This is a genomic window from Methylomonas rivi, assembly GCF_024505165.1.
Classification (GTDB): Bacteria; Pseudomonadota; Gammaproteobacteria; order Methylococcales; family Methylomonadaceae; genus Methylomonas; species Methylomonas rivi.
Map to the genome: position 1 here is coordinate 1 of NZ_JANIBK010000241.1, position 3,565 is coordinate 3,565.

General features: G+C 57.3%; 5 protein-coding genes. All 5 read right to left on the reverse strand.

What is annotated here, in order from left to right; genetic code table 11:
- Nucleotides 1–300: 300 nt before the first annotated feature.
- Nucleotides 301–1,272: a FecR family protein gene (locus NP596_RS20495; RefSeq protein WP_256617244.1), complete on the reverse strand. Its 972-nt coding sequence runs from the start codon at nt 1,270–1,272 to the stop codon at nt 301–303.
- 104 nt (nt 1,273–1,376) lie between these two features.
- Entirely contained in the window at nt 1,377–1,910 is a 534-nt protein-coding gene (locus NP596_RS20500; protein ID WP_256617245.1) for an RNA polymerase sigma factor, read from the reverse strand.
- Between the two features lie 158 nt (nt 1,911–2,068).
- Complete coding sequence (locus NP596_RS20505) at nt 2,069–2,479, reverse strand: ExbD/TolR family protein (protein ID WP_256617246.1); 411 nt, start codon at nt 2,477–2,479, stop codon at nt 2,069–2,071.
- A 5-nt stretch (nt 2,480–2,484) separates the two neighbouring features.
- Nucleotides 2,485–3,153 carry a MotA/TolQ/ExbB proton channel family protein gene (locus tag NP596_RS20510; protein WP_256617247.1) on the reverse strand — a complete coding sequence of 223 codons (669 nt, stop codon included), beginning with the start codon at nt 3,151–3,153 and terminating at the stop codon, nt 2,485–2,487.
- A gap of 14 nt (nt 3,154–3,167) precedes the next feature.
- Nucleotides 3,168–3,565: energy transducer TonB (locus NP596_RS20515; protein ID WP_256617248.1), on the reverse strand; the 398-nt coding region annotated here is incomplete at its 5' end.

The following is a 3,565-nucleotide window of genomic DNA, read 5'->3' on the forward strand; positions in this document are numbered from 1 at the left end:
GGTCAGCAGTAGCAAGCCGGCGCACAGGCCGGTTACGGCGGCGGCTAGCGGGCGGCGTTCGCCGGGTTGGGGTTTGGATAGCCACTGTGCGGTGGGGGTTATGGTATTGGCTGTCATCTGTGCTCCATTTGTTCGAGTCCGTGGAAAAGGCAGTGTCCCGTTTGCCGATATGGCATTGAGTCACTTACGGATAAAGACGACGCTGGAAAGACAGAGTATCCATTCCCGTAGGAAATTTTTTTGTAGGGGCGATTTCAATCGCCTTTTGGGGGCCTTAAGAGGCGAATGAATTCGCCTCTACTATTTCGCGGATAACAACACCAAATGCTCGCCGATTTTGCGGACGTCGACCGGCAGGCTTTGCGCGATGGATTGCAGGGCAATATCGGTATCGGTGATGTCGAAGACGCCGGTGATCGGCAGGTTTTTGATCGCATCGCTGAGGATGAAAATTTTACCGGGCCGGTAGCGCTCCAACTCGGCTACAACCGTCGCCAAGGGCTGGTCTTGAAATACCATGCGTTGTTTATGCCAGGCGGCGGCGCGCTGCAAGTTGACCGGGGATGCTTCCGAGATGCGGTTTCGGGTAAATTCCAGGCGCTCGCCTTCCGCCAGTTTCTGTTCGATCTGGCCGTCTGCGTTGGTGATTTTGACCGCGTGTTCGAACACGGTAACGCTGACATGGCCGTCTTGCAGTTTAACGTCGAAAGCAGTGCCCAGGGCCTGAACCCGGCCGGCTTCGGTCTCAACCACGAAGGGCCGTTTGCGGTCGACGGCCACCGTAAAGAATGCTTCGCCACCATGCAGCGTGACGGTGCGCTGTTGCCCGGAAAAGTCTATCGAAACGGCGCCGGCGGTATTCAGCAAAATACCGGAGCCGTCTGCCAATGTGATTTGTTGTTGCCGGCCTACGCTGTTTCGATAGTCGGCCAGATAAAATCCGAGCGGGTGATAAAACAGGCTCAGCGTCAACAACAGCGATGCGGCAATCGCCAGACCGGTCTTTACATATCGCGGTCCGGCTTTATTGGGTTGCGGCGGCTGGAATTCCAGCACTTGCGCGTTGTCCTGGTCGCTGATGTCTGCCAATGTCAGCTCATCCAGGCCGGTCCAAAAAGTGTTGATCGATTGCCAGGCGGCGGCGTGTTCCTGATTTTCCGCCAGCCAGATTTCGAACGCGCGGCGTTGGCTGTCGCTGAGCAAGTCCGAACTGAGGATGGCCTGCCATTGCATGGCTTGTTGTTCGGCCGAATGGGGTTGGGTGTCTGGCATGGAATTAATCGGCTAGGTTTACGGTAAGACGTTGCAGCCTTGGTTGACTATCCATCTTAAGTTGGGCGCTATTTTGCCGCATGGGCCGGAGCGAGGCCAGCGGTTTAGGGTTCATGCCGGTTATCCGCTTCCAGTTCCCGCATGCGCCGCCGGCAGTGTTCCATGGCCTTGACGATATGTTTCAGCACGGTGTTTTCGGAAATGCCCAGCTCGCGCATGATTTGCGAGTACGGGTAATGTTTGAATTTATGCAGGATGAATACCTCCCGGCACCGCGGCGGCAGTTCCGAGACGGCTTGTTTCAAGTGTGCCAGTTGCTGCCGACTGTATACTTGCCGCTCCAGGCTGGGCGTGGCATCGGCATGATTCAGCAATTCGTCTTCGTCGGCATGCCGGGTCTGTTCGCGGCTGGTTTTACGCAGATGGTCGATCGCCAGATTGCCCACTACTTTGTATAGAAAGGCGCGCGGGTTGTTGATTTGGCTGTGGGATTCAAACTGAGTCAGTCTGAAGTAGGCATCCTGCAGAATGTCGGCGGCGATATCCGGACAGCTGACGCGGTTGAGCAGAAAGCCCAGCAGCTCGTCGCGGTGGCTTTCCAGCAGTGTTGTGGCATCGTCCTGAGAGAATCCGAACATGGTGTGAAAAAACGGCTAATTTGACCGAATACTACAAAGCAATTTTTCCGCCAAACCGCGCCATCCTTTGTGTAACAAGGGTTTAAAAGTTAACGGGCTTGCGGGGGCCGGTTCTGGGTTCGCCGGATTGCGTGATATGCCGCAGCGGATTTTTACGGTTATTCTTCCTGGGTTACAAACGCCAGTTTGCCGATGCCCGCATGCTGCACCGTCGCCATGACTTCGGCCACTTTGCCGTAATTGACCGTTTGGTCGGCGTAAACGTGAATGCTCAGTTCCGGGTCGGTTAATAATGCGTTTTTTAAGCTGGATTCCAATTCGATTAGGTCGGCGATTGGCTGTTTGTTCAGGGTTATCCGGCCTTCCGTATCCAGGCCCAGTTGCATGGGTTGTTTTTCGGTATCCGGCTGGGTGGCGGCGGTCTTGGGCAAGGCCACGTTGACCGATTGGGTCAATAAAGGCGCCGTCACCAGTAAAATAATCACCAACACCAACATCACGTCGACCAGCGGCGTTACGTTGATTTCGCTGACGGCGTCCTGATCGTCCGATGGTGTTTTAAAGCCCATTCCGCTTATCCCCGCTTGGTTGTTTGGGTGTCGAATGCGACGTGCAGGAAGCCTTCGACGAAATGTTCCAGCGCCGTGCGGTGGTGTTTGGCCCGGCGCAGGAAAAAGTTGTAGGCCAACACGGCCGGCACCGCCACGGCAATGCCTATTGCGGTGGCGATCAGCGCGTCGCCGATCGGGCCTGCCACTACGTCCAGACTGGCCATGCCGCTGGCGCTGATATCGTGCATCGCGTGCATGATGCCGAGCACGGTGCCGAACAGGCCGACAAACGGCGCGGTGCTGCCGATACTGGCCAGCATGGTCAAACCGCTTTCCATGCGGCGCTGCTCGTTGAGGGTGCTTTCGCGCAGGGCTTGTTCCAGTAAATCCTGCGGTGTGCCGCGATATTTCAGACTGGTCGAGGCGGCCGGCTGATTCAGCGCCGCCAGCCAGTCAAAGCCGGCGGCGGCAATCCGCGCTTGCGGTCCGCGGGTTTTGTCGGCCGGGAGTTGCCGGGCGGTTTCCAGATCGGCGGCTTGCCAAAACACCGAGCTGTATTGTTTGTTGTAAAAGCCGTTTTTGGTGAATTGCCAAAACTTGAACAGGATCAACAGCCAAGTAATCGCCGAAAAGGCCAGCAGCGTATACAAGGTGGCGTCGATAACGACGCCGGGGGCAATATGGTAGGGCATGGGGGCTCCGGACGTTAATTGTGTAAGGTAAAAATAATCGGCACCAACACCGAGCTGGCTACCGCGGTTTCGCCGCGCCGGGCCGGCACGAATTGCCATTGCCGGACCGCCGCGACCGCCGAATCGTCGAGTATTTCGTGGCCGCTGCTGTATTCCACGGCCACGGCTTCGCTGCGGCCTTCCGCGGATACTTGTACCCGTAGCGTGACTTTTCCCTGCCAGCCCCGGCTTCTGGCTATCGACGGATAGTCGGGCTTGGGGTTGTGCGCGTAATTGGCGCGAAAATTGGCTTCGGTAAACTGCTCGGCATTGGTGCTGCTGATCACCTTGCTGTCCGCGGTACTGGTGGTTTGGCTGGCCGTGGGCTGGGCGGCCGGCGGCGGGTCAAGCGGCGGTTCTGCGGGGGCAAACT